Annotated in this window: 22 protein-coding genes and 3 tRNA genes; 12 read left to right on the top strand and 13 right to left on the bottom strand. The window is 39.1% G+C overall.

The features are described from left to right. A complete protein-coding gene (locus OD757_RS04685; RefSeq protein ID WP_263031001.1) occupies positions 1–723 on the bottom strand; it encodes a metalloprotease in 723 nt (240 codons plus the stop codon). An 81-nt stretch (positions 724–804) separates the two neighbouring features. Between OD757_RS04685 and OD757_RS04680 the strand changes: the two genes are divergently transcribed. After that, on the top strand, positions 805–1,134 hold the full coding sequence (locus OD757_RS04680) for an MGMT family protein (RefSeq protein WP_081400167.1): 330 nt from the start codon (positions 805–807) through the stop codon (positions 1,132–1,134). Between the two features lie 155 nt (positions 1,135–1,289). Here the strand turns inward: OD757_RS04680 and OD757_RS04675 are convergent, their stop codons facing one another. From OD757_RS04675 to carA, 5 genes are all read right to left on the bottom strand, one after another. Then, positions 1,290–1,727, bottom strand: a complete 438-nt coding sequence (locus tag OD757_RS04675; RefSeq protein ID WP_009392184.1) for a universal stress protein — start codon at positions 1,725–1,727, stop codon at positions 1,290–1,292. 120 nt (positions 1,728–1,847) lie between these two features. Next, entirely contained in the window at positions 1,848–2,480 is a 633-nt protein-coding gene (locus tag OD757_RS04670) for a CatB-related O-acetyltransferase (protein ID WP_263031000.1), read from the bottom strand. A gap of 73 nt (positions 2,481–2,553) precedes the next feature. Continuing rightward, entirely contained in the window at positions 2,554–3,030 is a 477-nt protein-coding gene (greA, locus tag OD757_RS04665; RefSeq protein ID WP_005307940.1) for a transcription elongation factor GreA, read from the bottom strand. An 88-nt stretch (positions 3,031–3,118) separates the two neighbouring features. Continuing rightward, positions 3,119–6,349 (bottom strand): carbamoyl-phosphate synthase large subunit, encoded by a 3,231-nt coding sequence (gene carB / locus OD757_RS04660; RefSeq protein WP_263030999.1) that lies wholly within the window; start codon positions 6,347–6,349, stop codon positions 3,119–3,121. 14 nt (positions 6,350–6,363) lie between these two features. Then, complete coding sequence (carA, locus tag OD757_RS04655) at positions 6,364–7,503, bottom strand: glutamine-hydrolyzing carbamoyl-phosphate synthase small subunit (protein ID WP_009392182.1); 1,140 nt, start codon at positions 7,501–7,503, stop codon at positions 6,364–6,366. A 123-nt stretch (positions 7,504–7,626) separates the two neighbouring features. On the opposite strand from carA, the gene OD757_RS04650 reads away from it, so the two are divergent. Together OD757_RS04650 and OD757_RS04645 are read left to right on the top strand one after the other, a co-directional pair. Next, the gene (locus OD757_RS04650; protein ID WP_009392169.1) at positions 7,627–7,785 is read left to right on the top strand and encodes a hypothetical protein; all 159 of its coding nucleotides are present in this window, start codon (positions 7,627–7,629) and stop codon (positions 7,783–7,785) included. 29 nt (positions 7,786–7,814) lie between these two features. After that, complete coding sequence (locus tag OD757_RS04645; RefSeq protein ID WP_263030998.1) at positions 7,815–8,402, top strand: hypothetical protein; 588 nt, start codon at positions 7,815–7,817, stop codon at positions 8,400–8,402. A gap of 59 nt (positions 8,403–8,461) precedes the next feature. Here the strand turns inward: OD757_RS04645 and OD757_RS04640 are convergent, their stop codons facing one another. Both OD757_RS04640 and yhbY read right to left on the bottom strand, forming a co-directional pair. Further along, positions 8,462–8,998 carry a DOMON-like domain-containing protein gene (locus tag OD757_RS04640; RefSeq protein WP_263030997.1) on the bottom strand — a complete coding sequence of 179 codons (537 nt, stop codon included), beginning with the start codon at positions 8,996–8,998 and terminating at the stop codon, positions 8,462–8,464. A gap of 16 nt (positions 8,999–9,014) precedes the next feature. After that, the gene (gene yhbY, locus OD757_RS04635; RefSeq protein ID WP_009392179.1) at positions 9,015–9,338 is read right to left on the bottom strand and encodes a ribosome assembly RNA-binding protein YhbY; all 324 of its coding nucleotides are present in this window, start codon (positions 9,336–9,338) and stop codon (positions 9,015–9,017) included. A gap of 199 nt (positions 9,339–9,537) precedes the next feature. On the opposite strand from yhbY, the gene rlmE reads away from it, so the two are divergent. From rlmE to OD757_RS04615, 4 genes are all read left to right on the top strand, one after another. Beyond that, entirely contained in the window at positions 9,538–10,188 is a 651-nt protein-coding gene (gene rlmE, locus OD757_RS04630) for a 23S rRNA (uridine(2552)-2'-O)-methyltransferase RlmE (protein WP_004790464.1), read from the top strand. Positions 10,189–10,321: 133 nt separating this feature from the next. Then, positions 10,322–12,217 (top strand): ATP-dependent zinc metalloprotease FtsH, encoded by a 1,896-nt coding sequence (ftsH, locus tag OD757_RS04625; RefSeq protein ID WP_034591375.1) that lies wholly within the window; start codon positions 10,322–10,324, stop codon positions 12,215–12,217. Positions 12,218–12,352: 135 nt separating this feature from the next. Beyond that, entirely contained in the window at positions 12,353–13,204 is an 852-nt protein-coding gene (gene folP, locus OD757_RS04620) for a dihydropteroate synthase (RefSeq protein WP_263030996.1), read from the top strand. A 133-nt stretch (positions 13,205–13,337) separates the two neighbouring features. Then, positions 13,338–13,652, top strand: coding sequence for a DUF5713 family protein (locus OD757_RS04615; protein ID WP_005038721.1), 315 nt, complete (start codon positions 13,338–13,340; stop codon positions 13,650–13,652). A 418-nt stretch (positions 13,653–14,070) separates the two neighbouring features. On the opposite strand, the gene OD757_RS04610 is transcribed toward OD757_RS04615, so the two are convergent. Then, positions 14,071–14,156: transfer RNA gene (locus OD757_RS04610), tRNA-Leu, on the bottom strand. A gap of 195 nt (positions 14,157–14,351) precedes the next feature. Here OD757_RS04610 and OD757_RS04605 point away from each other — a divergent pair. Next, positions 14,352–16,115, top strand: a complete 1,764-nt coding sequence (locus tag OD757_RS04605; RefSeq protein WP_263030995.1) for an alkaline phosphatase D family protein — start codon at positions 14,352–14,354, stop codon at positions 16,113–16,115. 104 nt (positions 16,116–16,219) lie between these two features. On the opposite strand, the gene OD757_RS04600 is transcribed toward OD757_RS04605, so the two are convergent. Continuing rightward, a tRNA-Leu gene (locus OD757_RS04600) sits at positions 16,220–16,305 on the bottom strand. An 11-nt stretch (positions 16,306–16,316) separates the two neighbouring features. Further along, positions 16,317–16,390: transfer RNA gene (locus OD757_RS04595), tRNA-Cys, on the bottom strand. A 152-nt stretch (positions 16,391–16,542) separates the two neighbouring features. On the opposite strand from OD757_RS04595, the gene folD reads away from it, so the two are divergent. Then, a complete protein-coding gene (gene folD / locus OD757_RS04590; protein ID WP_005307926.1) occupies positions 16,543–17,391 on the top strand; it encodes a bifunctional methylenetetrahydrofolate dehydrogenase/methenyltetrahydrofolate cyclohydrolase FolD in 849 nt (282 codons plus the stop codon). A 233-nt stretch (positions 17,392–17,624) separates the two neighbouring features. Continuing rightward, positions 17,625–18,293, top strand: coding sequence for a class I SAM-dependent methyltransferase (locus OD757_RS04585; RefSeq protein ID WP_263030994.1), 669 nt, complete (start codon positions 17,625–17,627; stop codon positions 18,291–18,293). A gap of 21 nt (positions 18,294–18,314) precedes the next feature. Here the strand turns inward: OD757_RS04585 and OD757_RS04580 are convergent, their stop codons facing one another. After that, entirely contained in the window at positions 18,315–18,737 is a 423-nt protein-coding gene (locus tag OD757_RS04580; protein ID WP_003650088.1) for a hypothetical protein, read from the bottom strand. A gap of 117 nt (positions 18,738–18,854) precedes the next feature. Beyond that, a complete protein-coding gene (locus OD757_RS04575; RefSeq protein ID WP_081400165.1) occupies positions 18,855–20,186 on the bottom strand; it encodes an MFS transporter in 1,332 nt (443 codons plus the stop codon). 371 nt (positions 20,187–20,557) lie between these two features. Between OD757_RS04575 and glpK the strand changes: the two genes are divergently transcribed. Together glpK and glpD are read left to right on the top strand one after the other, a co-directional pair. Beyond that, entirely contained in the window at positions 20,558–22,066 is a 1,509-nt protein-coding gene (glpK, locus tag OD757_RS04570) for a glycerol kinase GlpK (protein ID WP_263030993.1), read from the top strand. A 150-nt stretch (positions 22,067–22,216) separates the two neighbouring features. Beyond that, positions 22,217–23,734, top strand: coding sequence for a glycerol-3-phosphate dehydrogenase (gene glpD, locus OD757_RS04565; RefSeq protein WP_263030992.1), 1,518 nt, complete (start codon positions 22,217–22,219; stop codon positions 23,732–23,734). Positions 23,735–23,759 lie beyond the last annotated feature (25 nt).

The raw sequence follows: 23,759 nt of genomic DNA, 5'->3' as shown, positions 1-23,759 counted from the left end.
TTATGGATAACGTTGATAATTTTCTATAATTGTTTGAAGCTGGACCGGTGTGAAACCTAAATTTCTGAGTCCACCACTACCACGCTTGCATTCGGCACTTGCCATGATGTTTGTTGGTGTACGTTTTGTCGCATTCGGCGCACAAACATGTTTTAGTCCAAATACATGGCCCATTTCATGTACGCTGCCAGCCTGAATATTATAATTGAGGCGGTTCCAGTCCAATAAAATAAAAGGCTGACCATTATTGCGAAATGCTCTACTTGTTACATCTTCAAATTTCCACTTAGTCGAATAAGCATCATAAATGAAAATAATCACTTCTTTGCTGGCAGTTCGTTTAGGAAAGCAGGTATTTACACTTGCAGGGATAGTTTCAGTAGAGATCGGGTAGGGTTGATTAATCTGTTGCTTTAAATCGCAATGTAATTTTGAAAACTCTTCGTAAGGGATGTAACGGTGTAATTTGAACTTAAAAATCTTATTATTTTTATCATCTACATAATATTTATTTAATATTTTAATTTCCTTACGCATCTGCTGATAATTATCAAACTTTGTTGCTTCTGGAGAATTAGTAGTAAAAACAAAAGTGATAGGAACGATAGGACGGCCATCTATAGATACTTTAGCTACTTCTCCTGACGGAACAGGGAGACGATCAGGAGTAGTACAAGAAACGCATAATAGAGTTCCAGTAACGACTATTAATATTTTTTTCATGCAGATTTCCCTCAAGCCCACCTTGGATTGCATTTAGTTTTAGTCAAAATTTTTTATATGATATGAATTATGTCAATTTTTATGGAGTCCATTTTGACAACTCAGTATGAACTACATCGGCAGATTTTAGAAGTCATTGCTTTGATTCCTTACGGAAAAGTTGCAACTTATGGGCAAGTGGCTCGTATGGCAGGCTTACCTAAACATGCGAGACTGGTTGGTTATGTTTTAAAACATCTCGAAGCAGATCACCAAGTTCCTTGGTATCGGGTTATTAATTCTCAAGGCAAAATTAGCCTAAGTAAATTTAATAAAAAGGGTGAAAATGTTCAACAGTTAAAACTGGAAGCTGAAGGAATCTATTTATTAAATGGCAAAGTAAACTTAAAGCAATTTGCTTGGCAGCCTTAATGTTTATATTAGAGAGTAAATATAAAAGAATAATAAGTAGATGAATGCGACGACATTACTTTTTAGCTTGATCGCACATAATAGGGCGTTTCAGCTTAACCTTTTAGAAAATAATTACCTATCTTGCTCAATTTAGCCAGATAGGCAGCCTCATTTTAGCGAACAATTAAAACAGGAATATGACTTTCGCCTAAAACCTTTTGTGCCACACTTCCTAACACGAGTTTTCGAACCCCAGTGCGGCCATGAGAGCCCATTACAATCAGATCTGCATTCAAGTCTTGAGCAGCCTGAATAATTTCTTCATGGACAACAAAACCTTCAAGTAGTTTAGTTTCGACACTAATACCTTCATGGGAAAATTCTTGTTTTGCCTTTTCTAAAATGTCGAGTAAATAGGTTCTTGTACGTTCAATCAACTCATTCGTTTGACCAGTTTTTACATAGACATCAGCAATAAATGGATCAAGTGCCATCACTTGTACAACCGTTATTTTACTATTTAGTGCTTTTCCCAGCTTAATCGCCTCTTTCATGGCGATCATAGAAGTTTCAGAACCGTCAATGGGTACAAGAATATGTTGGTATAACATGGGTTTTTCCTTATTGTAATGATGCTTATTTATTAATACTTTATACTTATTTTTTGACGATTTAAATTCAAGCACGTAATCATTTGTGGCTTTATAACAACAAATTATGTAGATGATATTTTATAAATTGCGCAAATTTTCTATATGTATAGATAAAGCATCTATATCGTCAGTTTGTAGATACTCACGTATTTTTAAAATCTGTTTCTCATCTAAATCATAAAGTTTTAAAGCAAGCAGTTTATCAATTTGTTCTTGAGGAAAGCGATATTTAATAATTTTCGCAGGTACGCCCCCAACAATTGCATAGGGTGGAACATCTTTAGTTACTACAGCTCCCGTTGCAACCACTGCACCTTCACCAAGTTTGACTCCTTGCATAATCATTGCACGACTACCAACCCAACATCCGTCGGCAATTACTGTATCGCCAGCTGCTAAAAAACTACGGGTATCAAAAGGGAAAGTCGAAATCCAGTCTGGTCTATGAAGTTGGTTACCGCCCATCATGATCACACACTCAGCGCCAAAGCAAACAAAATTGCCAATATAAAGTTGGTCAATCGGCTTCTCTGGTGTTGAGGCTTTATCATGTAAATAACGTACGACACATCGTTCAAAACCTTGGTCCCAATAGGCCGAATAGTAAGAATAATTTCCTTTAATATGGATATTTGGATTTTTCACAGTTTTATGGATAAATTCAAATTCACACCAATGACGAACTGGAGTGTTAATTAAAGAAGTAACCATTTGTGATTTCCTAAGAATATAGCAATGGTATTGAATAAAAACCCCTCATAAAGAGGGGCTAAAGTATATTATCTTAGAGATATTCTACACTTACGATTTCATATTCGACTTCGCCTTGAGGAGTCACGATTTTCACTTCATCGCCTTCACTCTTACTCAAAAGACCACGTGCGATTGGTGAGTTCACCGAGATTTTATTAATTTTAAAATCTGCTTCGTCATCGCCAACAATTTTATAAGTTTTACGTTCTTCAGTATCAAGATTTTCAATCGTTACTGTCACACCAAAAACAACACGGCCATTTTGCTCAAGTGTTTTGACATCAATTTCTTGAGCAGCGCCTAATTTACCTTCGATATCCTGAATACGACCTTCACAGAAACCTTGCTGTTCACGCGCAGCATGATATTCAGCATTTTCCTTTAAGTCACCATGTTCACGTGCTTCTGCAATGGCTTGAATAATACGTGGACGTTCAACAGATTTTAAATGTTGTAATTCTTTCTCTAAGGCAATTTTACCTTCAGGGGTCATTGGATAACGTTGCATTTTGGTCCCTCTTAAGTTGAGAAAACACAGTTAAAAAAAATGAAAAAATCCCGCCACCGATAAGGTGACGGGACTTATCGGTAACAAATTAACCTACAGTTAAATCTTGCAAGCGGTATACATCCATTGGCAATTTCACAGCAAAGGCTTGGCAAACAGCTTCTGCACCATTGATAGTCGTTGTGTAATACACTTTGCCTTGTAGGGCAGCACGACGAATCATTGCAGAGTCATATTGAGCCTGTTTACCTTCAGTGGTATTGACAATAAGGTGTATTTCACCATTTTTCAAGCGGTCAACAATATGTGGACGACCTTCAGTTACTTTATTCACAGATTCACACTCTAAACCTGCTTCTTTAAGCACTTGGTATGTACCACCTGTTGCAATAAGCTTGAAGCCATACACAACTAATTTCTTAGCGATATCTGCAATATATTTCTTGTCAGATTCACGTACTGATAAGAACGCGTGTTTTACTTCGCCTTCGGTTGGTAAACCTGGTAAGCGTTCATTTGAGCCTAAAACAGCTTTATAGAATGCTTCACCAAATGTTTTACCTACACCCATGACTTCACCTGTAGATTTCATCTCAGGTCCAAGCATTGGGTCTACGCCTTGGAATTTAGCGAATGGGAAAACAGCTTCTTTCACAGCAAAGTGTGTTGGAATGATTTCTTTAGTAAATCCTTGAGATTCAAGAGATTGACCAGCCATACAACGTGCAGCTACTTTTGCTAAAGAATCACCAATACATTTCGATACGAATGGAACTGTACGTGAAGCACGTGGGTTAACTTCAAGAACGTAAACATCATCGCCTTTAACTGCGAACTGAACGTTCATCAAACCAACCACACCAAGTTCTTTTGCCATCGCAACAGTTTGACGACGCATTTCATCCTGAATTTCTTTAGATAAAGAATAAGGAGGAATTGAACATGCAGAGTCACCTGAGTGAATACCTGCTTGTTCGATGTGCTGCATGATACCGCCGATCACAACGTCTTTACCGTCAGATACACAGTCAACATCAACTTCAGTTGCATCATCTAGGAAACGGTCAAGAAGAACAGGGGCTTCGTTAGATGCCTGAACTGCTTCACGAAGGTAACGTTTAAGTTCTTCTTCGTTGTATACGATTTCCATTGCACGACCACCTAATACATAAGATGGACGAACAACTAACGGATAACCTACTTTCGCAGCTTCAGAGATACCTTCTTCAGCAGATTTTACAATGCTGTTGTTTGGTTGACGAAGCTGTAAACGTTGGATCATTTGCTGGAAACGTTCACGGTCTTCTGCACGGTCAATTGCATCTGGTGATGTACCAATAATTGGTGTACCAGCTTCTTCTAAAGCACGTGCCAATTTAAGAGGTGTTTGACCACCGTACTGTACGATCACGCCTTTTGGCTTCTCAGTACGTACGATTTCAAGTACATCTTCAAGTGTTACAGGTTCGAAGTACAAACGATCTGAGGTGTCGTAGTCAGTAGAAACAGTTTCAGGGTTACAGTTAACCATGATTGTTTCATAACCATCTTCACGCATAGCTAAAGCAGCGTGTACACAGCAGTAGTCAAATTCGATACCTTGACCAATACGGTTTGGACCACCACCAATCACCATGATTTTGTCACGATTTGATGGGTTTGCTTCACATTCTTCATCGTAAGTTGAATACATGTATGCAGTACCAGATTCAAACTCGGCAGCACATGTATCAACACGTTTGTAAACTGGATAAACACCCAAGTTCCAACGTTGTTTACGGAATTGCTTTTGTGAAATACCCATGAGGTGCGCAATACGAAGGTCAGATAAACCTTTGCGTTTGAAAGCACGGATATTGTCAGCGTTTAAGTCACCAAAACCTAAAGCTTTTACTTCAGCTTCAGTTTTAACGATGTCTTGAATTTGAATGAGGAACCAACGATCAATTTTGGTTGCTTCAAACACTTCATCTAAAGAGAAACCATGACGGAAAGCATCTGCTACATACCAGATACGCTCAGGGCCTGGAACTTTAAGCTCTTTTAAAATGGTTTCTTTTGCATTTGTTGCGCCAGCTTCGATTTTTTCATCGAAACCGCTTACACCAACTTCAAGACCACGTAATGCTTTTTGTACAGATTCCTGGAAGTTACGGCCAATTGCCATCACTTCACCAACAGATTTCATCTGAGTGGTAAGAACTGGTTCTGCTTGTGGGAATTTCTCGAAGTTAAAACGAGGAATCTTCGTTACCACATAGTCAATCGATGGTTCGAAGCTCGCAGGAGTCACGCCACCAGTGATGTCATTTTTCAATTCATCAAGAGTATAACCAACAGCAAGTTTTGCTGCGATTTTCGCGATTGGGAAACCTGTTGCTTTAGACGCAAGAGCAGATGAACGAGATACACGCGGGTTCATCTCAATAACAACCATACGTCCATCTTTCGGGTTAATACCGAATTGAACGTTAGAACCACCTGTTTCAACACCAATTTCACGAAGAACTGCAACTGAAGCATTACGCATCAATTGATATTCTTTGTCTGTTAATGTCTGAGCAGGAGCAACGGTAATTGAATCACCTGTGTGAACGCCCATTGGGTCGAAGTTTTCGATCGCACATACGATAATACAGTTGTCGTTTTTATCACGAACAACTTCCATTTCGTATTCTTTCCAGCCAATTAAAGATTCATCAATCAATAATTGGTGAGTAGGAGAGAGGTCAAAACCACGTTCACAAATTTCAAGGAATTCTTCGCGGTTATATGCAATACCACCGCCCGAACCACCCATTGTAAATGATGGACGGATAATTACTGGGAAGCCAAAGCGTGATTGGATTGCTAAAGCTTCTTCCATTGTTTCAGCAATGGCAGCTTTTGGACATTCCAAACCAATTTTACGCATAGCGATGTCGAAGAGTTTACGATCTTCGGCTTTCTCAATCGCTTCTTTGCTTGCGCCAATTAATTCAACATTATATTTAGCAAGAACACCATGCTCATCAAGTGCGAGGGCACAGTTCAATGCAGTTTGGCCACCCATGGTAGGCAATACTGCATCTGGACGTTCTTTCTCAATAATCTGTGCAACTGTTTGCCAAGTAATCGGCTCAATATAAGTTGCATCAGCCATTGAAGGGTCTGTCATGATGGTTGCTGGATTAGAGTTAACCAAAATAACACGATAGCCTTCTTCACGAAGTGCTTTACACGCTTGAGCACCTGAGTAGTCAAACTCACATGCCTGTCCAATCACAATCGGGCCAGCACCAATAATTAAGATGCTTTTAATATCCGTACGTTTAGGCATTATTCGCTCCGTAATTACTGTTTAGATGCTTCGATAAGTTCGATGAAATGATCGAACAAAGGTGCACAATCATGTGGACCAGGACTTGCTTCAGGGTGACCTTGGAAGCTGAAAGCTGGTTTGTCTGTACGGTGGATACCTTGTAGGGTACCGTCGAACAATGATTTATGCGTTGCTTTTAAGTTAGCCGGTAAAGTTTCTGCATCTACAGCAAAACCATGGTTTTGTGAAGTAATCATCACTGTACCATCTTCAAGATTTTGTACAGGATGGTTAGCACCGTGGTGACCATGGTTCATTTTTACAGTTTTTGCACCAGAAGCGAGTGCCAAGATTTGGTGACCTAAGCAGATACCAAATACAGGTAATGTTGTGGTTTCAACAATAGTTTTTACAGCTTCGATCGCGTAATCACAAGCAGCTGGGTCGCCAGGACCATTTGAGAGGAATACGCCATCCGGATTAAGTGCCAATACTTTTTCAGCCGGAGTTTCTGCAGGAACAACGGTTAGTTTGCAACCGCGGTCTGCAAGCATACGCAAGATGTTGGTTTTGACACCGTAATCGTATGCAACTACATGGTATTTTAATTCAGGTTGAGAGAAGCCTTTGCCTAGGGTCCATGAACCTTCAGACCATTCAAAACCAGTTGGATCACAACATTCTTTTGCAAGGTCTAAACCGTTTAAGCCACCAAAAGCACGTGCTTTTGCAATTGCTTCTTCTTCTGTAATATTTTCGCCAGCAAGGATACATCCGTTTTGGGCGCCAGTCTGACGTAAAATACGAGTCAGTTTTCGAGTATCGATATCTGCGATAGCAACAACATTATGTGCTTGTAAATATTCACTCAACGACTGCTCAGCACGGAAATTACTGTGAAGTAGTGGAAGGTCACGAATAATTAAACCATTCGCCCATACTTTATGGATGCGACCAGATTCAACGTCTTCCGCGTTACAACCAGTGTTACCAATATGAGGGTAAGTTAATGTCACAATTTGTTGTGCATAACTTGGGTCAGTCAAAATTTCTTGATAGCCAGTCATGGCTGTGTTAAAAACGACTTCTCCAGTCGTATTTCCCGATGCGCCGATTGACGTTCCTTTAAAGATCGTTCCATCTGCGAGGGCTAAAATGGCGGGGATGCTCAAACCAAAGCTCCTGAATTTCGGCTGTAAAAAAGCGAGTAGACCCAAAAAAGATCGGCAATGTTTGGATAAAACATGCCCTCCCTATCGGTCTGCCCGCTTGTAACTTAACAGCGCATTATACGCATGGAACCCTCTAAAGTCTATTTCTTTTCTGCTAAAAAATATAATTCATTGCTTGCTTTTTACAAAAAAATTATCCGCTCATCTGATTCAGATACTTTTGCTAAATTGTCTAACAATTTGCAAGGAGAATTCTTGGAACTCGATTTATTGTATTGCTAGTTAAAAAATAAACAATATGAGGAAATAGTATGAGCACTAATGAAGTTTCAAAAGACGTGAGTGAAAAAACTCAAGCAGCGGTTGAATCAGTAAAAGCAGAGGTTAGTGAAGTAAAAGAAACCATAGCTGCTACTACAACTAAGGCTAAAAAAACAGTAACTGCAAAAACTGCGCAGGTAAAAGAGACTGTTGCCGAAAAAACTGAACAAGTTAAAGAGGCTGCTACAGAAGCAAAAGCTCAGGTAAAAGAAGCAATTACTGAAACTCAAGAACAAGTTAAAGAAGTTTTAAGTGAGACTCACGAGAAAATTGAAGCTGAAACTCACGAATTAAATAAGAATATTCAAAATCAACTTGTTCAAATTAAACAAGATATTCTACAACGTCTTGATGTAATTAAAGCTCAGTTTAGCACTTCACAAGAAGGGTTGTCTGACCTTAAAAATGCTTTAAAAGCAGAAATTAATGCACTTATTGAAGATTTAACGAAAGTGAGCAAAGAGCTTAAAGGTGATATTAGCCAGATTTCTTTGAAACACAAAGATTCTTTAAGTGAAAGTATTAAACGTACTAAAAATAATGCAGTCGAAGCTTGGAATAAAGCACGAGACAATTAATGGTCTCTGCTTTAATACAGCTATAAAAAAGCGAGAATTAATTTCTCGCTTTTTTATTTTTAGAACTGATGTAACCAGTCACGTTTATTATGGAAATCTGCACTTTTTCCACTATGTTGCATTGCATAGTACTGCATACCTTCTTTGGTCTTTAAAACTGTAGTTAAACCTAAATAAAGGTTTGACCATTTCAAGCGATGCTGTTGCATAAATTGTCCAAAATCAAGACTAACATTTAAGCCATAGTGAGTACGCTTGAGATGATTCAGTTCAATATCGTAAGCAGCAAGGGGAGGTATGGTTTCTGGATAGCGATATTCTTCAAACTGATATGACTGCCATGCTTGAGAAGGGGAAAGATTAATTTCCCGATAATAATCTTCATCATGCACGCCAACAAAAATTTCGAAGCAAGTTTCTTCCCATAAAAAATCTTGACGAGGATGAGCCGCGACTTCTTGAGGCCAGATAATAAGTTGATTTGGATCACGAATCCAAAAACCGATATTTAAGGTATAGGGTGCTTGCTGTTCAATTGCGCCAACAACGGAAACAGCTTGAAAACGATCAAAAGCTGAAAGTTCGTAACTTGCCATAGTTTGTCAAATTAAATTAGTTTGCTAGATGAGCGTGACGGACAAGATTAGACAAATGCTGGTTTTGTTTAGCAGCCTTTTTGTAAAGCAAAACAATTTTACCAATTTTTTGCACAGCTTCTGCACCTGTTGCTTCTACAATTGCATCAATTGTTGCAGTACGCGCTTCACGGTCTTCACCAGCAATCTTAACTTTAATAAGTTCATGGTCATTTAAGGCACGAAGCGTTTCTTCGATTACCGCGTCTGTTAAGCCTTGTCCACCAATCATGACAACCGGATTAAGCACATGACCAATTTGACGTAAACGTTTACGTTCATGGATAGATAAAGCGGCCATTAAAAATACCTGATTTTAAAAACGGCTTAGTATAGCAAAAAACTTAAATCCAGATGTACGAAAAACTGTATAAATAATCGATCAACATTATTGGAAAAAAACTGTAAAACTTAGTGAGATTACGCTACATCCGTACTGTAATGAGAGTAATTTTCACGTACAATGAACGATCAGAAGTTTTTTTGATATTTAGTGAGTTATGGCAACACGCATTACAAACCAGAAATTGTCGAAAAGTAGTCGTGCGTGGATGAGAGAACATCTGGACGACCCTTTTGTTAAAAAAGCACAAAAGGAAGGGTATCGTGCTCGAGCGGCCTATAAACTTCTTGAAATTCAAGAAAAATATAAGCTGATCAAGCCAGGCATGACTGTAGTAGATTTAGGCGCGGCTCCTGGTAGTTGGTCTCAAATCGCTGGAAAACTTGTTGGTAGCAAAGGTTTAGTTATTGCTTCCGATATTTTGCCCATGGATGCTTTGCCTGATGTCACTTTCTTACAAGGCGACTTTAGAGAAGAAGATGTATTTGAAAAATTGTTAAATATTTTAAATGGGCGACAAGTAGACATTGTAATTTCTGATATGGCCCCCAATACATCAGGTAATAGGGCTGTTGATCAACCTAGACAGATTTACTTGTGTGAACTGGCTTTAGATTTTGCTCAAAAGGTTCTTGGTCCTAATGGACAACTTGTGGTTAAAGTGTTCCAAGGTGCAGGATTCGATGAGTTTCGTAAACAAGTAGTTGATAGTTTTGATGTGTTAAAGACAGTAAAACCGGCAGCTTCTCGGGCACGCTCTAAAGAAGTTTTTTTGGTTGGACAAGGGCGTAAGAAAGCATTGCAATAAAGTTTACTTGCCAAGCTCCTAAAAATTGTGCATTTTGTACTTTTAGGTTATCCGCAAGCAATACAGTTGCTGCTTTTATGACGATCGGCCAAGATTGGGCATGATCAAATTAGATCGATATGGGAATAAAGCTTTGAGCGATTACTTCAAGAATGCCGTATTGTGGCTAATAATACTTGGTGTTCTGATTTTAATTTTCAGTAATATCAGTGACCGCAACAAGCCTACTGCGATGAAATATTCAGATTTCGTTGCAGCGGTGAATAGTGGCCAAATTAAGCAAGTCACAATTGACGGTTTAAATATTAATGGTGAAAAAACTAACGGATCACAGTTTGAAACTGTTCGTCCGCAAGTTGAAGACACTGAGCTTATGCCAAGCTTAAATAAGCAAAATGTTGTTGTAGAGGGAACAGCTCCTCAACGTCAAGGCATTTTGATGCAACTTCTCATTGCTAGTTTCCCTGTACTGTTAATCATTTTGTTATTCATGTTCTTTATGCGTAACATGGGTGGTGGTGCAGGCGGAAAGAATGGACCGATGAGTTTTGGTAAATCGAAGGCAAAAATGCTTTCTGAAGACCAGATCAAAGTCAATTTTTCTGACGTCGCCGGCTGTGATGAAGCAAAACAAGAAGTTGTTGAAATTGTAGATTTCTTAAAAGACCCTGCAAAATTCAAACGTTTGGGCGCTACTATTCCTCGTGGCGTACTTATGGTTGGTCCTCCGGGTACTGGTAAAACGTTATTAGCTAAAGCAATTGCTGGTGAAGCGAAAGTTCCTTTCTTCAGCATTTCAGGTTCTGACTTTGTAGAAATGTTCGTGGGTGTGGGTGCGTCTCGTGTCCGCGATATGTTTGAGCAAGCGAAACGTCATGCCCCATGTATCATTTTCATTGATGAGATTGATGCTGTTGGTCGTCACCGTGGTTCAGGTACAGGTGGTGGACATGATGAGCGTGAACAAACCTTAAACCAGATGCTTGTGGAAATGGATGGTTTTGAAGGTAATGAAGGCGTAATCGTTATTGCTGCAACTAACCGTGTTGATGTGCTTGATAAAGCATTATTACGTCCAGGTCGTTTTGACCGTCAAGTAATGGTTGGTTTACCAGATATTCGTGGTCGTGAGCAAATTCTGAATGTACATTTGAAAAAATTACCTTCAGTTACAGGTGTGGACATGAAAGTGTTAGCACGTGGTACGCCAGGTTTCTCTGGTGCACAGTTGGCAAACCTTGTTAACGAAGCTGCATTATTTGCTGCACGCCGTAATAAGAACACTGTTGATATGCATGATTTTGAAGATGCAAAAGACAAAATCTACATGGGGCCAGAGCGTAAATCGATGGTTCTACGTGAAGAAGAGCGTCGTGCAACTGCTTATCATGAAGCTGGCCATGCAATTGTTGCAGAGATTTTGCCTGGTACAGATCCTGTTCATAAAGTAACGATCATGCCACGTGGTTGGGCTTTGGGTGTAACTTGGCAGTTACCTGAACAAGACCAGATTAGCCATTATAAAGACAAGATGCTAAACGAAATTGCGATTTTGTTTGGTGGTCGTATTGCTGAAGAAGTATTTATTCAACAGCAATCTACTGGTGCTTCAAATGACTTTGAACGAGCTACTAAAATGGCGCGTGCAATGGTGACTAAGTACGGTATGTCTGACAAAATGGGTGTAATGGTTTACGAAGATGAAAACCAGAATGGTTTCTTTGGAAATGTAGGTAGTCGTACGATTTCTGAAGCAACTCAACAGTTGGTTGACGAAGAAGTACGCCGTATTCTTGATGAGCAATACAAAGTTGCCCGCAATATCTTGGAAGGTAATAAAGATATCGCACATGCAATGGTAAAAGCCTTGATGGAATGGGAAACCATTGATCGTGATCAAATCCGTGACATTATGGAAGGTCGTGAACCACAACCACCTAAGGTATATGTTGCTGAAAATCCAGTGGCTGCATTTGAACCACCAAAAGATGGTCCATCTACACCACCACCATTACCAGCAATGAACTAAATTTGTTAAGTAAAAGAGCCGCAGTCATGTGGCTCTTTTTTTATGCATGTATTTCAGACAAAGCCGAAAAGAAATCAGCAGTATATCGAGCAGAGACTTGTTAAAATGTTGCCGAATATTAAATTGGAGCTTGTCATGCAGTTAATGCCTTTACCTCAGCAAATTCTACAATGTGGGCAGCTTCAGTTAGATTTATCACAGCCTCATGTTATGGGTATTTTAAATGTCACACCCGATTCTTTTAGTGATGGTGGAAAGCATAATCAAGTGGACCAAGCTGTTGCTCATTCGCTAATCATGATAGAGCAGGGTGCTACCATTATTGATATTGGTGGGGAATCTACCCGTCCAGGGGCATCTGAAGTAAGTGTAGAAGAGGAAATTCGAAGAGTTGTACCTGTAGTTAAAGCTTTAGCTAGACATGAGGTGATTCTATCGATTGATACAAGTCAGCCAGATGTTATTCGGGCAGCGAAAGAAGCGGGTGCCCATATTTGGAATGATGTACGTGCGCTTACTCGACCAAATGCTTTAAAAACTGCTGTTGAGTTAGATATCCCTGTGGTGATCATGCATATGCGTGGTGAACCCACTACAATGAATCAGCTAGACCAATATACGGATGTAACGCTAGAAGTAATACAAGAGCTTCAGCAGCGTGTAGATGGGGCTTTAACTGCGGGTGTAAAAAAACAGAATATTATTATCGACCCTGGGTTTGGTTTTGCAAAAAATGCGCAGCAAAATTTAAGACTGTTAAATGAATTTTGGAAGCTTGGTGAAATGGGTTATCCAATTTTATCTGGCCTTTCTCGTAAACGTTTTATTGGTGAGGCTTTAAAGGGTGCAGCTGCAGATCAGCGTGCCGTAGGAAGTGTTACGGGTCATTTGCTCAGTATTCAGCAAGGAGCATCCATTGTTCGTGCACATGATGTAAAAGCAATGACTGAGGCAATTCTCGTTTGGAAAGCGATGGAACAGGCTTGAAAAAACAAGCTTTTATAATCCGTTCATGATTAGTTAATTTTATAAAATGGATGAGTGAGTCAGGGAAAATTGTCGTTAATGTTTTGAAAATATGTTATAAGCGGCAAGTTTCTGCTGCTGTGTAAACTTTTGTATGTTTGAAGACTTACTTCTCCCCATGTTTGATGATGAATATTATCCAGATATTTTAGTCGCTGAACTTAAGCAGTTAATTGAACAATTTGCCAAAAAAGTTCAAAAGTCTGCTTTAGCTGATCAGGATATCTATCGATATGCTCATCAAACTGTTATTGAAATTAATGAAATGAAACCACAGTTCGAAGATCTGGATTCTTCACTAGATGATAGTGCAGCTGATTATATTGCTGAAGCAATGATGATGGTGGCGCAGGGTGCAGGATATTTAGATCTTGAGATGGAAGAACTGGTTATGAATCGAGAGTGGTGATTACTCTCGATTCATAATATTTTCTAATGCATCTAATAAATGGCAAGAAGTCTTTAAATGAATTTCGTTTATTTCTTTAATTTTTAACACTAAAACACCTTTCTCTTGATAATCGGTGTCTGCTAATAAACTCATCCAATAAATTTCTCGTTTTTGTTCTCATATTTTGAATTTATCTATGATCTGCTTAGGTGCGTTAATTAAATAATCATCTTTGGTGATAGAGCAACCTGAAAAATACTAATGGTTATCTTTGAAATAAACAGTGCTAGAAAAAGATCTGTAGCATGAATCTTTGTTAAGAGAAGGATGCTAAATAAAAGTAATAATATTCTTATCATACAATTTATTTATAATTAGGCATAAAAAAACCAGCTTACGCTGGATTCTTTGTAACACCAAATTCACTATTTGAAAATGGTGCCCGGGGCCGGACTCGAACCGGCACGCTTTGTGGGCGGGGGATTTTAAATCCCCTGTGTCTACCTATTTCACCACCCGGGCATGTGCGCAATAATAGATGACAAGAAGGAAGTTGGCAAGAGAAAATCGAATAGTTTGCTTTATTTTCAATCAGTTCGTACATCTATTTAAGAATAAGATCTACTTGAGTCATAATTTCTTCATCAAATTGATATCAGTTGTTCATCTTGTATATCTAAGTTTAAAGCACTCATTGCTTAAAACTTAGGTAGTTGTATGTCAGAAAAAATTTCACGCCGAGAATTAATTCAAAAAAGTCTATTCGGTTTTGGGGCACTGTCTTTGCCTGTAGCTTTTACGGGTTGTAATGATGGCTCAGATGATGAAAGTGCAGAGGTACAAGCAGATTTTTTACATGGAGTTGCGAGCGGTGACCCTTTGCAAGATAAAGTGATTTTATGGACGCGATTAACACCAGTAGATCTTAGTGCACGCCTTAAAGTGACTTGGGAAATTGCCACTGATAATCAGTTTAAACAGAATTTAAAGACGGGGATGGTTGAAACGAGCAAGACTGATGATTTTACCGTGAAAGTAGATGCAACAGGGCTGCAAGCGAATACCGTTTATTATTATCGTTTCCGTTTTGGTAATAAAATTTCATCTGTCGGTCAAACTAAAACATTACCAATAAACACCAATAAAGTTAGTTTTGCGGTATGTTCTTGTTCTAATTATCCGGCGGGTTATTTTTATGTTTACCGTGAGTTGGCAAAGCAGAATGTCGATGTCATTATTCATTTGGGTGATTATATTTATGAATATGGGGCAGATGGCTATGCGACTGAAGATGCTGCGAAACTCGGTCGAACCTTGCCGGCAGATAATAATAAAGAAATTATTAAACTAGATGATTATCGCAAACGTTATGCGTTATATCGCCAAGATAAAGACTTGCAGGCAGCTCACCAGCGTCATCCTTTCATTGTAATTTGGGATGACCATGAGTTAGCAAATGATACTTGGCGTGATGGTGCGGAAAATCATCAAGATAATGAAGGATCTTTTTCTGATCGTAAATTAGCTGCTCTACAAGCATATTTCGAATGGATGCCAATTCGTCCCGTTTCTAGTACAGATCATCTAAATATTTACCGACAATTTAATTTTGGCTCTTTGGTTGAGCTGACGATGTTAGATACACGTATTATTGCGCGAGATAAACAGCTTGAATATGCTGATTATATGACAGCTGTTGGTTTGGATGCTCAGAAGTTTCAGGCTGATTTAACGAATCCAAAGCGGACTTTAATGGGCTATACACAAAGGGATTGGTTGGTTGGTAAATTAAAGCAATCTACGGCAACATGGAATGTGATCGGACAGCAAGTTCTAATGAGTAAGATGTGGATTCCTGCCGAGTTATTGTTGTCTTTAGGGCAAATTACTTCGGGTGGAGCTTCTGCTGAAACTTTGGCTAAAATGAATGCTCAAATTACGGAATTAGTCACATTGAAATTGCGTTTAGAACAAGGTGATCCAACTTTAACTGTGCAAGAAAAGGCACGCGTCACAACAGTAGTGCCATATAATCTGGATGCTTGGGATGGTTTTTATGCTGAACGTGAAACCGTATATGAAAACTTAGCGAGTTTAAATAAGAAAGTTATTGTTCTGGCTGGCGATACTCATAATGCATGGGCATCTTATTTGTATAGCCAAAAAGGCCAATATGTTGGTGTTGAGTTGGCGACAAGTTCTGTATCTTCACCAGGCCTCGAAAAGTATTTAAGTATTCCAATGGCTCAACTACAACAGTTTGAATTTGCCTTTACTACGCTTATTGATGAGTTAGCGTATTGTAATTTAAATCAGCGCGGTTATTTGGTGGTTACACTCGATGATAAACAGGTGCAGTCGGACTGGATTTTTGTAGATTCAATTAAAAATGCAGAATATAAAGTAGATTCAAGTCGACAATATCAATTGGTGTTGGATGTGAACTTGACACCTGAAAAAGATAAACAAAAAACTGCTTAAATACATAGGGTGGGGAAGGGTGCTAATAAGCATCCTTTTTTTATAGGCATAAAAAAACCAGCTTACGCTGGATTTTTTATTGCACCATTTTCTATACTAGAAAATGGTGCCCGGGGCCGGACTCGAACCGGCACGCTTTGTGGGCGGGGGATTTTAAATCCCCTGTGTCTACCTATTTCACCACCCGGGCTTTACCAAATTTGGAGGCGGAGGTCGGAATCGAACCGGCGTCCACGGAGTTGCAGTCCGCTGCATGACCACTCTGCCACCCCGCCTACATTTGGTGATGCACATATTAGCAACCTTTAGAAAAAAAACAATACTGTTTTGAGATAAGATGAACATAAAAGCAACATCTAGAATAAATTTGTCCAAATAATCATGTATTATTGGCACATTAAATTCATGTCTACCTTGGAGATGTGCTGTGGCATTGGTTTTAGACGGTCGTGCATTAGCAAAGCAAATTGAAGAAAATTTGTCAGTACGTGTTGAAGCTTTAAAAGCTAAAACAGGTCGTACCCCAATTTTGGCGACTATTTTAGTTGGGGATGATGGCGCATCTGCAACTTATGTACGCATGAAAGGAAATGCTTGCCGTCGAGTAGGTATGGACTCTTTAAAAATTGAATTATCACAAGAAACGACAACAGAACAATTATTAGCAGAAATCGAAAAGCTTAATGCCAATCCAGATGTTCACGGTATTCTTTTACAACATCCAGTACCTGCACAAATTGATGAGCGTGCATGTTTCGATGCAATCTCATTAGCTAAAGATGTTGATGGCGTAACTTGTCTTGGTTTTGGCCGTATGGCTATGGGCGAAGCTGCATATGGTTCAGCAACTCCTGCGGGCATTATGACCATTTTAAAAGAAAACAATATTGAAATTGCGGGCAAACATGCGGTTGTGGTGGGTCGTTCAGCAATTTTAGGTAAACCAATGGCAATGATGCTATTGCAAGCGAATGCAACAGTAACGATTTGCCATTCACGTACTCAAAATTTAGCTGAACTTGTTAAACAGGCTGATATTATTGTTGGTGCTGTCGGTAAAGCTGAACTCATCCAAAAAGATTGGATTAAACAAGGCGCAGTGGTTGTCGATGCTGGTTTCCATCCTCGTGATGGCGGTGGTGTTGGTGATATCCAGTTACAAGGTATCGAAGAAATTGCTTCTGCTTACACACCAGTACCAGGTGGTGTAGGTCCAATGACAATTACTACTTTGATTCGTCAAACTGTAGAAGCTGCTGAAAAAGCTTTAGGTTAATTTAATTTATTCACGACGGCGTCCTACCGTTTAGCGTAAATGTTAGGAGCACGTATGTTACTTTTCTTTCGGGAAAAGTAACCAAAACCATTTGTCATCCGCAAAACTCGTCAGCTACTGGTTAGCCATAGATGGGTCGCAGAAACATTTTAGTCTAATGTAGTGCTGCCTCGAACAATTGCGGATGACGTTAACGCGTATCAAATAGTAATTATAAATTGTTGAGCTTATTTATGAGCTGCACCTTTCAATTTGCCAAAGCCCCTGAACATTTACTTCAAGCCTTGCATGAAGTCATTCCTCATTGTGAGTTGATGGTACAACAGTTACCAGAAACACCTGTTTCCTTGTGGTTGATTCCGCCCGTTTTCCCAACTGATCGCTTAGATGATGAAGTTATTCGCCGTATTTGGAATGACACACCCTATTGGATTTTTTGCTGGGCTTCCGGTTTAGCAATGGCAAAGTGGTTACTCGCAGAGCCACATCATGTCAAAGATAAGGTTGTTCTCGATTTTGGTGCAGGTTCGGGTGTAGTTGCAATTGCTGCAAAAATGGCAGGAGCAAAACGAGTAATCTGCTGTGATATTGATCAAGTGAGTTTGAATGCTTGTCGCGAAAATGCTTTGTTGAACGACGTTGAATTGGAATATTTAGACGATTTATATAAAGCAGAGCAAGTTGATGTTTTATTGGCTGCTGATGTGTTGTATGACCAGTGCAACCGTTTCTTTTTAGATGAATTCTTGAAGTTTGCACCAGAGGTTTGGGTGGCCGATAGCCGTGTTAAAAACTTTAGTCATCCTAAATATCAAAAGATTGATGAAAGAAGTGCATCAACATGGCCGGACCTTGATGAAGCTAAAGAATTTAGAAATGTAAGTTTTTATAAGACGCTGTAAAAGAACAGCGTCTTAATTAGATTAAGAACACGTATAACGAACTACTTTTAGCGTACTTGGGCGTGCTTCAAGCGCTTGGCGTGTCGCATAATCTTCACCATTGTTTAAGCTCGGTGTATTCGATAAACCAAATGACGCACGAGTTTCACCCAATTGAACACCATAATGTTCTTGTTGGGCTGGGTTTGAAATTTCATTAATACTTAGAACTGATAATTTATAAACTTTTTGAGCACCCAATACATTTTGACAAGCACGTTGCAATTTACGTTCATCTAACTGCTGATTCGTGCGGCTAGCCAATGTATAAGCTAAAGTTGCCGAAGTTTTTGTTTGGTTTTCAATTTGATAGCCAGTTGAGCCATTATATTGTCGAGGGGTGGTCTGACAAGCCGTTAAAATAAACATACTGCTTAATGCCAAACATAAAATACTTCTATTCATCAGTATCATCCTTATATTCTTATCTCTAGTATCTCATAAAAGACAACGGTTGTTGGGGCTTAATCGCACGATTTGAGCTAATATCGGCTGGCGATATTAGCGCTTATTGATAAATTATTAATGTTCTTTAATTTTTGAATGATGCTTGGTATCTTTCATAAAAATATAAATAATAAGTGAAATGAAGATCATAATACTTACATAAATAAAGTACCAAGATTCATGTCCAGCTTCTTTAAAACTTAAAGCAAAGAACTCTGCTGTACCGCCAAATAACGTATTGGCAATCGCGTAGGGTAATGCGACCCCTAAAGCACGAATATGTGCAGGAAAGAGCTCTGCTTTAACCACAGCATTAATTGATGTATATCCTGTTACCATGACTAGACCAGCCAAACACAACCAAAAAGCAGTCCAATAGTTATGTGTGGTTGCAAGGGTATTAAATAAAATATAAGTAAATAAAACCCCAGTTACACCAAAGGCAATCATAAGTGGTTTACGTCCGATTCGGTCTGACAAAGCACCAGCTACAGGTTGTAAACACATGAAAATAAACAGCGCTAACGTGGTAATTTGAGTGGCTTCGGGTTTTGTAAATCCGGAAGTATTCACTAAATATTTTTGTAGGTAAGTGGTGTAGGTATAAAAAGCTAAAGTTCCACCTGCTGTTAAAAATAATACTGTAAAAGCTTCTTTCGGATAGTGCTTAAATAAAGCAAACATACCCGATTCTGGTTGGTCTTTTTCAGCTTGGGCATTTTTAAAAGATTGTGTTTCTAATAAGCCACGACGAATACGGAACACAACAATGGCAAGTAAAGCACCAATAAAAAATGGAATACGCCATCCCCAATCATGCAACTGTTGTTCGGTTAATACCATTTGTAATATTAAAAGAACGCATAGAGCCGTCAGTTGTCCTGCAATTAAGGTGACATATTGAAAGCTTGAGAAAAAACCACGCCGATTTTTTTCGGCCATCTCACTTAAATAAGTGGCACTGGCACCATATTCACCGCCTACGCTTAAGCCTTGAATTAAACGGGCGACGACTAATAAAAGAGGGGCAAATACACCAATACTTTCATAACTTGGTGTCACAGCAATAAGAAGTGAACCTACACACATTAAAGTGACGGAAAGTGTAAGACCAGCTTTACGTCCTTTGCGGTCTGAATAAATTCCCATAATCCATGCACCGATCGGGCGCATTAAAAAACCTACAGCAAAAATAGCGGCAGCTTGTAGCAACTGTGCAGTTTGGCTACCTTTTGGGAAAAAAGCATGAGCAAAATAGAGGGTAAATGCGGCATATACATACCAGTCGTACCATTCGACGAGGTTACCAGCGGAACCACCCAAAATTGATTTTAGGCGAGTTTTTGTATCTAAATTAGAATGTGGAGTTGTTGCTGTAGAAGGTTGATCAACCATGGGTCGCTCCATGTTTCGCTTGGGTTGAATACTAAAAAAGAGAGAATTTATTCCGTTTTTACATATTATCCAGAGGAGTATTCCACTTTATTTTTTTTATGTCTGTAAAACAATGTTTATTATTTAAGCAAAGGAATAAGTTGAAAATTTATGTGATTTCAAATTAGAAAATTGGCATATTCTTGTCGCTAATTTTGTCTTAGTGCCTATTATTTTCCCATAAAGATAAAAAATTGATAAAGAATGACCAATGTTCAGTTTAAGAAGCAATATATGCGTTAAAAACAGTGATATATTCCAAAGAAAATTTTGAATAATACAGTTAGACATGATGTTTCGTCTTCATGAGCTAGATGTGTGTAAATAATGAAAGGGATATTCAGATGTCAAATTGCCCGAAAAAATATATTGTTGCTTTTGATCAGGGCACAACAAGCTCAAGAGCAATTGTTTTAGATCATGATGCTAACGTTGTAAGTATTGCTCAAAGAGAATTTACCCAGATTTATCCTCAACCAGGTTGGGTTGAACACGATCCTATGGAAATTTGGGCGACACAAAGTGCTGTGTGGGTAGAGGCATTGGCTCAAGCGAGTATCAAAAGTGAACAAGTTGCGGCAATTGGGATTACAAACCAGCGAGAAACCACCATTGTATGGGATAAGAAAACAGGAAAACCTATTTACAATGCGATTGTTTGGCAGAGCCGTCAAACTACAGAGATATGTAATCAATTACAAAAGGCAGGATGGCAAGAATACATTCGTAAAACAACAGGTTTAGTCATTGATCCGTATTTTTCTGCCACCAAAATAAAATGGATTCTAGACCATGTGGAAGGAAGCCGTGAACGTGCCGAGCGAGGGGAGTTATTATTTGGTACGGTCGATACATGGTTAATCTGGAAGTTAACCAATGGCGCAGCCCATGTCACTGATTTTACCAATGCTTCACGAACCATGCTTTTTGATATTGAAAAGCTTGAATGGGATGAGAAACTTTTACAAGCCTTAGATATTCCAAAAGCAATGCTACCAGAGGTACGTAGTTCATCTGAAGTTTATGGTTATACACATACGATTAGTGGGCAAGAGGTTGGCATTCCAATCGCTGGTATAGCGGGGGATCAACAAGCTGCACTTTTTGGACAAATGTGTGTAGAACCGGGGCAAGCAAAAAATACCTATGGTACAGGCTGCTTTCTTTTAATGAATACGGGGAAAAAAGCTGTTAGATCTGAACATGGATTACTGACCACGATTGCTTGCGGTGCAAATGGTGAAGTGAACTATGCTTTAGAGGGCGCCGTGTTTAATGGTGGCTCGTGTGTTCAATGGCTTCGTGATGAGCTGAAAGTTATTAGTAATGCACAGGATTCTGAATATTATGCGACACGGGTAAAAGATAGTAATGGGGTATATGTTGTACCTGCTTTTACGGGATTGGGCGCGCCATATTGGGATCCTACAGCGCGTGGGGCGATTTTTGGACTTACGCGAGGAGCAAGTATAGAACATATTATCCGTGCAACTTTAGAGTCAATTGCTTACCAGACACGAGACGTACTTGATGCGATGCAGCAAGATGCAGAAGAAGAGCTTCGTACACTTAGAGTCGATGGCGGAGTAACAGCTAATAATTTCCTAATGCAATTTCAGGCTGATATTTTAGCCACTCCAGTTGAAAGACCAACCATGAAAGAAACAACAGCCCTAGGAGCTGCTTTTCTTGCAGGACTGGCAACAGGTTTTTGGCAAGATTTGAATGAATTAAGGAATAAGTCTGCAATAGAAAAAGTTTTCGAACCACGTACTAGCCTTGAAGAAACTGAAGTCATGTATAAGGGGTGGTTGAAGGCAGTTCAGCGTAGTCAAAATTGGGCTGAGGATTGATTTTTTTCTTAAATTAATTAAATTGCAGAGTAATCAATGTAGAGTTAATCCAATAGGTATTTAAAATTGATTATTCTGCTTTTTTGATTGTTGTTTTATCAATTTGATGTTTTAATTTTTATAAGATCAACAATAAAAAGAAAATGAGAAATGACAGTACAAACTAATGATTATTCAAAAATATATGATATTGCTGTGATTGGTGGTGGTATTAATGGCGTGGGTATTGCTAATGATGCAGCCGGCCGCGGATTATCGGTATTTTTATGTGAAAAAGATGATTTAGCTAGTCATACCTCATCTGCGAGCAGTAAATTAATTCACGGCGGTTTACGTTATTTAGAACATAAAGAATTCCGATTGGTTAGAGAAGCTTTAGCAGAGCGTGAAGTCTTGTTGGCTAAAGCTCCACATATTATTAAACCAATGCGTTTTATTATGCCTCATCGACCACATTTGCGTCCTGCATGGTTAATTCGGGCAGGCCTCTTTTTTTATGATCATTTAGGAAAACGAGAAAAATTATTAGGGTCAAATCTTATTTACTTCAAAGAAGATAGTCCTTTAAAACCCGCTATAACCCGTGGTTTTGAATATTCTGACTGTACTGTAGATGATGCACGTCTTGTTGTATTAAATGCGGTGCAAGCCAAAGAGAAGGGTGCCAAAATTGTAACGCGAACACGATGTATTAAGGCTTATAGACAACAAGAATTGTGGCATTTGGAATTACAAAATGGGGCTGAGTCTTATCAAATACGTGCAAAAGCCTTAGTGAATGCAGCAGGCCCTTGGGTTGAAGAAATTATTAGTGAAAACCTACAATTAAAATCGCCATATCAAATTCGGCTCATACAAGGAAGTCATATTGTTGTGCCTAAACTGTATGATTGCCACAAAGCTTTTATTATGCAAAACGAAGACCGACGCATCGTGTTTGCAATTCCTTATCTGGAGCAATACACCTTAATAGGTACAACAGATCAGGAATATACAGGTGATCCACAAAAGGTAGAGATTACCGATGTAGAAATTGATTACCTTTTAACGGTGACAAATTCGCATTTTAAAAAGCAGCTCACGCGTGCAGATATCGTAAGTCAGTTTTCTGGAGTCCGAGCTTTATGTGATGATGAGTCAGATAATCCTTCGGCAGTTACACGTGACTATACTGTGGCATTGCAAGTGGAAGATAAAACAACTCCCTTACTGTCCGTATTTGGTGGAAAAATTACAACCTACCGGAAATTAGCTGAATCTGCTCTGGAGCAACTTAGCCCGTTTTTCACAGAAATGGGAGAGGAGTGGACTGGAAATGAAGTATTACCTGGGGCGGAGAATTGGACCACACTTGAAGATTTAGTTATAAAGATTCAAAACCAAGTTGAAGGGATAACCGAGCAGCTCGCTACTCGTTGGGCAAATGCCTATGGCTCTAGGGTTTGGGGTATTCTGGATGAGCGAAAAGCTCTTGAGCAATTAGGGCAAGATTTTGGTCACGGTTTATTTGAATCTGAAGTTCAGTATTTATGCGAAAATGAATGGGCAAATACGGCAGAAGATATATTGTGGCGTAGAACTAAGTTAGGTTTGGCATTTGATGAAAAACAAGTAAAAAATTTGGAAAGCTATTTGGCTGGACGTCGACAAAAAGATGATGCCGCATAATAAAAAAAGGCCGCACAAGGCGACC

The organism is Acinetobacter sp. AYS6 (genome assembly GCF_025630795.1).
In the GTDB taxonomy this organism is placed as follows: domain Bacteria; phylum Pseudomonadota; class Gammaproteobacteria; order Pseudomonadales; family Moraxellaceae; genus Acinetobacter.
The sequence above is the reverse complement of the archived record's forward strand: the minus strand, read 5'-3'. Positions and strand labels throughout refer to the sequence as shown.

Coding starts and splice junctions, on each gene's coding strand:
- OD757_RS04685 (WP_263031001.1), bottom strand. CDS start 723: ATGAAAAAAATATTAATAGTCGTTACTGGAACTCTATTATGCGTTTCT.
- OD757_RS04680 (WP_081400167.1), top strand. CDS start 805: ATGGAGTCCATTTTGACAACTCAGTATGAACTACATCGGCAGATTTTA.
- OD757_RS04675 (WP_009392184.1), bottom strand. CDS start 1,727: ATGTTATACCAACATATTCTTGTACCCATTGACGGTTCTGAAACTTCT.
- OD757_RS04670 (WP_263031000.1), bottom strand. CDS start 2,480: ATGGTTACTTCTTTAATTAACACTCCAGTTCGTCATTGGTGTGAATTT.
- greA (WP_005307940.1), bottom strand. CDS start 3,030: ATGCAACGTTATCCAATGACCCCTGAAGGTAAAATTGCCTTAGAGAAA.
- carB (WP_263030999.1), bottom strand. CDS start 6,349: ATGCCTAAACGTACGGATATTAAAAGCATCTTAATTATTGGTGCTGGC.
- OD757_RS04650 (WP_009392169.1), top strand. CDS start 7,627: ATGGAACCCTCTAAAGTCTATTTCTTTTCTGCTAAAAAATATAATTCA.
- OD757_RS04645 (WP_263030998.1), top strand. CDS start 7,815: ATGAGCACTAATGAAGTTTCAAAAGACGTGAGTGAAAAAACTCAAGCA.
- OD757_RS04640 (WP_263030997.1), bottom strand. CDS start 8,998: ATGGCAAGTTACGAACTTTCAGCTTTTGATCGTTTTCAAGCTGTTTCC.
- yhbY (WP_009392179.1), bottom strand. CDS start 9,338: ATGGCCGCTTTATCTATCCATGAACGTAAACGTTTACGTCAAATTGGT.
- rlmE (WP_004790464.1), top strand. CDS start 9,538: ATGGCAACACGCATTACAAACCAGAAATTGTCGAAAAGTAGTCGTGCG.
- folP (WP_263030996.1), top strand. CDS start 12,353: ATGCAGTTAATGCCTTTACCTCAGCAAATTCTACAATGTGGGCAGCTT.
- OD757_RS04615 (WP_005038721.1), top strand. CDS start 13,338: ATGTTTGAAGACTTACTTCTCCCCATGTTTGATGATGAATATTATCCA.
- OD757_RS04605 (WP_263030995.1), top strand. CDS start 14,352: ATGTCAGAAAAAATTTCACGCCGAGAATTAATTCAAAAAAGTCTATTC.
- OD757_RS04585 (WP_263030994.1), top strand. CDS start 17,625: ATGAGCTGCACCTTTCAATTTGCCAAAGCCCCTGAACATTTACTTCAA.
- OD757_RS04580 (WP_003650088.1), bottom strand. CDS start 18,737: ATGAATAGAAGTATTTTATGTTTGGCATTAAGCAGTATGTTTATTTTA.
- OD757_RS04575 (WP_081400165.1), bottom strand. CDS start 20,186: ATGGAGCGACCCATGGTTGATCAACCTTCTACAGCAACAACTCCACAT.
- glpK (WP_263030993.1), top strand. CDS start 20,558: ATGTCAAATTGCCCGAAAAAATATATTGTTGCTTTTGATCAGGGCACA.
- glpD (WP_263030992.1), top strand. CDS start 22,217: ATGACAGTACAAACTAATGATTATTCAAAAATATATGATATTGCTGTG.